Raw genomic sequence first — 4,373 nt, 5'->3', positions numbered from 1 at the left:
CCCGCCTCGCGCAGCGCAATCCCCAGTTCCACCTCCATGTCGCGTGCGCCTTCATAGGGCATCGGGTTGTACATGGCGTACAGCACGGGTAGCAGACGCAGGCCCCACTTGCGAGCAAATACGTTGCTCTGGATGCCTGCCTTGTGCTTGTCAAAGCGCACATCCGGGTCAAGTCCCGTCATGCCGACATAGACAAAGGGCTTGCCCAACTGGTAATCCGGATTGGCGTTGCGAAAGCGAGCCACATTCCACACCTTGTCGGACAATTCGACCACGTAGACGTGGTAATGATGGCTTCGCGGAATGCGTTTGCTTGTCGCCACGGTTGTAGGACGGATGGGTTTTAATGATGCATTGTCAACCCGAATCACGCAGCGGACCGTGCTGTGCGATCGGTACTTGTGATTCTCATGAATGAACCCATCTAAATCCAATGATTCCATTTTCAGTTCTCGACCTCTCCCCCATCGTGCAAGGCAGCGACGCGGCGCAGTCTTTTCGCAATACCCTTGACCTGGCCCAGCACGCCGAACGTTGGGGCTACCAGCGCTACTGGCTGGCCGAGCATCACGGCATGCCGGGCATCGCCAGCGCAGCGACCGCGGTGCTGATGGGGCATGTGGCGGGCGGCACCTCCACCATTCGCGTGGGTGCTGGCGGCATCATGCTGCCCAACCATTCGCCGCTGGTTATTGCCGAGCAATTTGGCACGCTGGAGTCACTGTACCCCGGCCGCATCGACCTCGGGCTGGGCCGGGCACCGGGTTCGGACCAGATCACCGCACGCGCCTTGCGCCGCAACCTGGCCTCGGACTCGGATGAGTTCCCGCGCGACGTGGTGGAGCTGATGGATTATTTTTCTGCAGGCTCGAAAAACCCGGTGCATGCGGTGCCGGGCCAGGGCCTGAACGTGCCGATCTGGATTCTGGGCTCCAGCCTGTTTGGTGCGCAGCTGGCCGCCGCACTGGGTCTGCCCTATGCCTTTGCCTCGCATTTCGCACCGCAGCAGATGATGCAGGCCATTGCCTTGTACCGGGCCAACTTTCGCCCCTCGGCGCAGCTGGCCAAGCCCTACGTCATGCTGGGCTTTAACGTGTTCGCCGCCGACAGCGACGAAGAGGCGGCTTTTCGGGCAACCTCCATGCAGCAGGCCTTTGTGAACCTGCGCAGCGGGCGCCCCGCGCGCCTGCCGCCACCCGTCGCCGACTATCCGAATCGTGTCGACCCGGCCGAGCGCGCCTTGCTCGACTCCGTGCTGTCATGCGCCGCCATTGGCGCGCCTGGCACGGTGCGCGCCAGTTTGAACGCTTTCATCGAACGCACCGGGGCCGATGAGCTGATGATCACCTCGCAGATTTATGATCATTCGCAGCGGCTGCGCTCTTACGAGATCACCTCGGGCATGTTTTCCACAACTCCGTGATCGGTTTTTGAAAGGAACGACCATGAGCGAATACCCCGTCATCGTCAGGCGCAGCATCTGGATGCGGGGCTTGCTGATGATCCTGGCGGCTTTGGCTTACCAGCTGGCCGGTACCCTGCTGTTTTTTGTCGCAGTCATTCAGTTTGTACTGGCGCTGCTCAGTAGCGGAGCCAACCCGCGCCTGATGGCGTTTGGCCGCAGTCTGGGGCGATACCAGGGCCAGATTGCAAGTTTCGTCAGCTTTGCCACTGAAGAGCCGCCTTTTCCGTTTACCGACTGGCCCTCAAGCGATTAGTGACCGCCCCGCCTCTATAGCAGCAGCGAGCCAAAATGGCGTGCAAAGGTCTGCGTGGTTTCAGGGCTCAATCGTTGGCCGATAAAAATCTCCACGCCGCGCAGCAATTTGCGCAGCGCGGCCGGGCTGTCACACCGGTCAATCGCGACACAGATGGGCTCTCCGGCCGGTCCCAGGCGCTCCGACACAAAGTCCGAGGCCTGTTGGCGTACCTTATTGAATTCTTCCGGGTTGGTTGCCGCACGGGGTTCTTCGCTCGCGGCGGCCGCGGTGAAACCAGGCGCTACGGGTTCCTGCAAGGGGGCGATATGGTCCGTCGATTCGATCAGTCCCAGCTGCAGCAGGTGACCCAGCGCTGCGTCCAATTCCCCAACCCGTGCGAAGGCCCCCAGAGCGTTGACCGTTTTTTGGCCGTCGACCAAAATCAGGAGGCGGCGCTGCACCGCATCCAGCGCGTGGCTGCGTCCCGCGATCTCTGCCCTGCCTTTGTCGGTCTTGAGGTATTTCATTCCTGGGTTCATCATCTTGAAATCATGCGTCGTGACAATTGTCCATTCTCCATCATGATTTCGCCATGAGCGACATCAATCTTGCCCTCGCCTTACTGAAAAAAAACGCTCGCCCGGCCGAGCTCGCGGGCATGGCGCGATTTGGCATCAACCCTGAACACCGCCTCGGCTTGTCGATGCCGGCGATGCGGCGCGCCGCCAAGACCTTGGGCCATGACCACGCACTGGCGCTCGCGCTGTGGGACACCGGCATACCCGATGCCCGCATCGTGGCCGGCATGGTGGCCGAGCCCACCCGACTGACGTCGCGGCAGATGGACGCCTGGGCCAAGAGTTTTCGGTCTTGGGACGTTTGCGACCAGGTCTGCGGCAGCGCCTTTTTGGCCTCCCCACTGGCTTGGCGCAAGGTGCCAGTGTGGGCCGCCCGCCGCGACGAATTTGTGCGCCGTGCGGCCTTTGCCCTGCTGGCGACACTGGCGGTGCATGACAAGGGCTCCGATGACGATCGCTTTGTGGCGACCCTGCCACTGGTCGAAGCCGCCGCCGGAGACGAGCGCAACTATGTGAAAAAGGCGGTGAACTGGGCGCTGCGCAACATCGGCAAACGCAATCCGGCACTCAACGCCGCAGCCATCGCCGCCGCGCGGCGCATCCAGTTGCAAGCCTCCCGGTCGGCACGCTGGATTGCCGCCGATGCGCTGCGTGAACTTGAGGGTGAGGCGGTGCAGACACGCCTGCGGCAACAAGCCAGCCACCCAGATTGAACAAGGCGTAGGCACTGGCGGGCATGGGTGCGGTGGTGGTCAATGGATACGGGGGCTCGAAGCCCCCCTCAAGTCGCCTCTTTGTCACGGGAACCCGCTCAGGGCACTGAGATCGCCTTGTCCGTCAAAGTGGCGTCAAACACCAGTTTCTTGGGCCATACCGGCCAGGTCACACCGAGTGCCGCATCATTGGGGTCACCATTTTTGGCGAAAGCGGCGATGCTCTTCATCATCGCGTTCGACAAGGCCAGGCGACCCGCCTTATTGGCGTTGCCGCCGATCACGTTGCCAAACAAGGAGGGGCCGAAATTGCCAAACACAAAGGGCAGATCAAACGCGTGGGCGGCGCCGTAGACGTCGTTCCAGGGGCCAGGCTCCTTGTCCCAGTTGAACTGGTAGTACCAGACGTTGCCCTGCTGCGACTTCAATGCATTGAGCACGTTGTCGCGGCTGGCAATGAAGAAGATGGAGTTCAGCAAATCGGTTCTGGCGTTGTAGCCGGTGACAGGCGTCGTGACCGGCAGGTAGGCCGGATTGACGAAGTCGCCAACGGTCAAGGCGGTGACTGCGTCCGGGTTGAAGGTGAACATGGTGGCAAAGCGGCTGGCATCACTCACGATCAGGCCGGGCACGCCGCCCAGGGCCGGTGACAGCGCCAGGAAGGACGCGAACAGCTTGGCTTCATCACGCGTGTTGCTGGCCAGCACCGGCACCTTCAGATAATTGCCGGCGTTGATGGCGGCAATCGGATCGGGCGGCAGCACGGTGCCCTCGGGGATCGGGCCGGAGCCGGCCAAGCCAAGTGCGGCCAGTTTGGTCAGCAAAATGTTCAACAAGGTGCTGCCATCCTTGGCCCGCATATAGCTCGCGATTTGCGCGCTGGTCTGCGTCGCGGCATAGGCTTGGGCCGAGGCGGTGTCGACTGCCAAGCCGTCGGCAATCAGCAAGTTGTTGAGCAAGGCATTGCCCTGCGCCAAATAGACCGCGGCCGTGTTGAGCGTGGGCAGGCTGCCCGGGGCCAGATTGCTGGCCAGGGAAATGCCGCCGCTGATCGGAATGGCCTTGTGGAACAACTTGGGGCTGGCGTTGACGACCAGCGGGGAAGTCAACAGCGCGTAGACATTGATGGCGCCAGCGGACTGCCCCATGACCGTCACGTTGCCCGGGTCGCCGCCAAAGGCCGTGATGTTTTTATTGATGAACTGCAGCGTCTTGATGGTGTCCAGCGTGCCAAAGTTACCGGAGTCGTCGTTGGCGTTGGTACCGGTTTTGAGTTGCGGCAGATTGAGCCAGCCAAACAGGCCGACGCGGTAGTTGGCGGTGACCACGATGGCGTTGGCCGTCCTGGCCAGCGCGGCACCGTCGTACACCGGATCGGCTGT

6 protein-coding genes are annotated in these 4,373 nt (G+C 61.9%); 3 read left to right on the top strand and 3 right to left on the bottom strand.

What is annotated here, in order from left to right; all coding sequences use genetic code 11:
- On the bottom strand, positions 1-323 hold a 323-nt coding region (locus B3V69_RS19880), incomplete at its 3' end, for a hypothetical protein (protein ID WP_296449297.1).
- A 110-nt stretch (positions 324-433) separates the two neighbouring features.
- Between B3V69_RS19880 and B3V69_RS19875 the strand changes: the two genes are divergently transcribed.
- Together B3V69_RS19875 and B3V69_RS19870 are read left to right on the top strand one after the other, a co-directional pair.
- Entirely contained in the window at positions 434-1,423 is a 990-nt protein-coding gene (locus tag B3V69_RS19875) for an LLM class flavin-dependent oxidoreductase (RefSeq protein ID WP_296449294.1), read from the top strand.
- 22 nt (positions 1,424-1,445) lie between these two features.
- Entirely contained in the window at positions 1,446-1,718 is a 273-nt protein-coding gene (locus B3V69_RS19870; protein ID WP_296449291.1) for a DUF4389 domain-containing protein, read from the top strand.
- A gap of 14 nt (positions 1,719-1,732) precedes the next feature.
- Here B3V69_RS19870 and B3V69_RS19865 read toward each other — a convergent pair whose 3' ends face one another.
- The gene (locus B3V69_RS19865) at positions 1,733-2,227 is read right to left on the bottom strand and encodes a hypothetical protein (protein WP_296449289.1); all 495 of its coding nucleotides are present in this window, start codon (positions 2,225-2,227) and stop codon (positions 1,733-1,735) included.
- Positions 2,228-2,292: 65 nt separating this feature from the next.
- Between B3V69_RS19865 and B3V69_RS19860 the strand changes: the two genes are divergently transcribed.
- On the top strand, positions 2,293-2,991 hold the full coding sequence (locus tag B3V69_RS19860) for a DNA alkylation repair protein (RefSeq protein WP_296449286.1): 699 nt from the start codon (positions 2,293-2,295) through the stop codon (positions 2,989-2,991).
- A 98-nt stretch (positions 2,992-3,089) separates the two neighbouring features.
- Here B3V69_RS19860 and B3V69_RS19855 read toward each other — a convergent pair.
- Positions 3,090-4,373: carboxylesterase family protein (locus tag B3V69_RS19855; RefSeq protein WP_296449284.1), on the bottom strand; the 1,284-nt coding region annotated here is incomplete at its 5' end.

The sequence above is a fragment of the Rhodoferax sp. UBA5149 genome, assembly GCF_002413825.1.
Taxonomy (GTDB): domain Bacteria; phylum Pseudomonadota; class Gammaproteobacteria; order Burkholderiales; family Burkholderiaceae_C; genus Rhodoferax.
The sequence above is the reverse complement of the archived record's forward strand: the minus strand, read 5'-3'. Positions and strand labels throughout refer to the sequence as shown.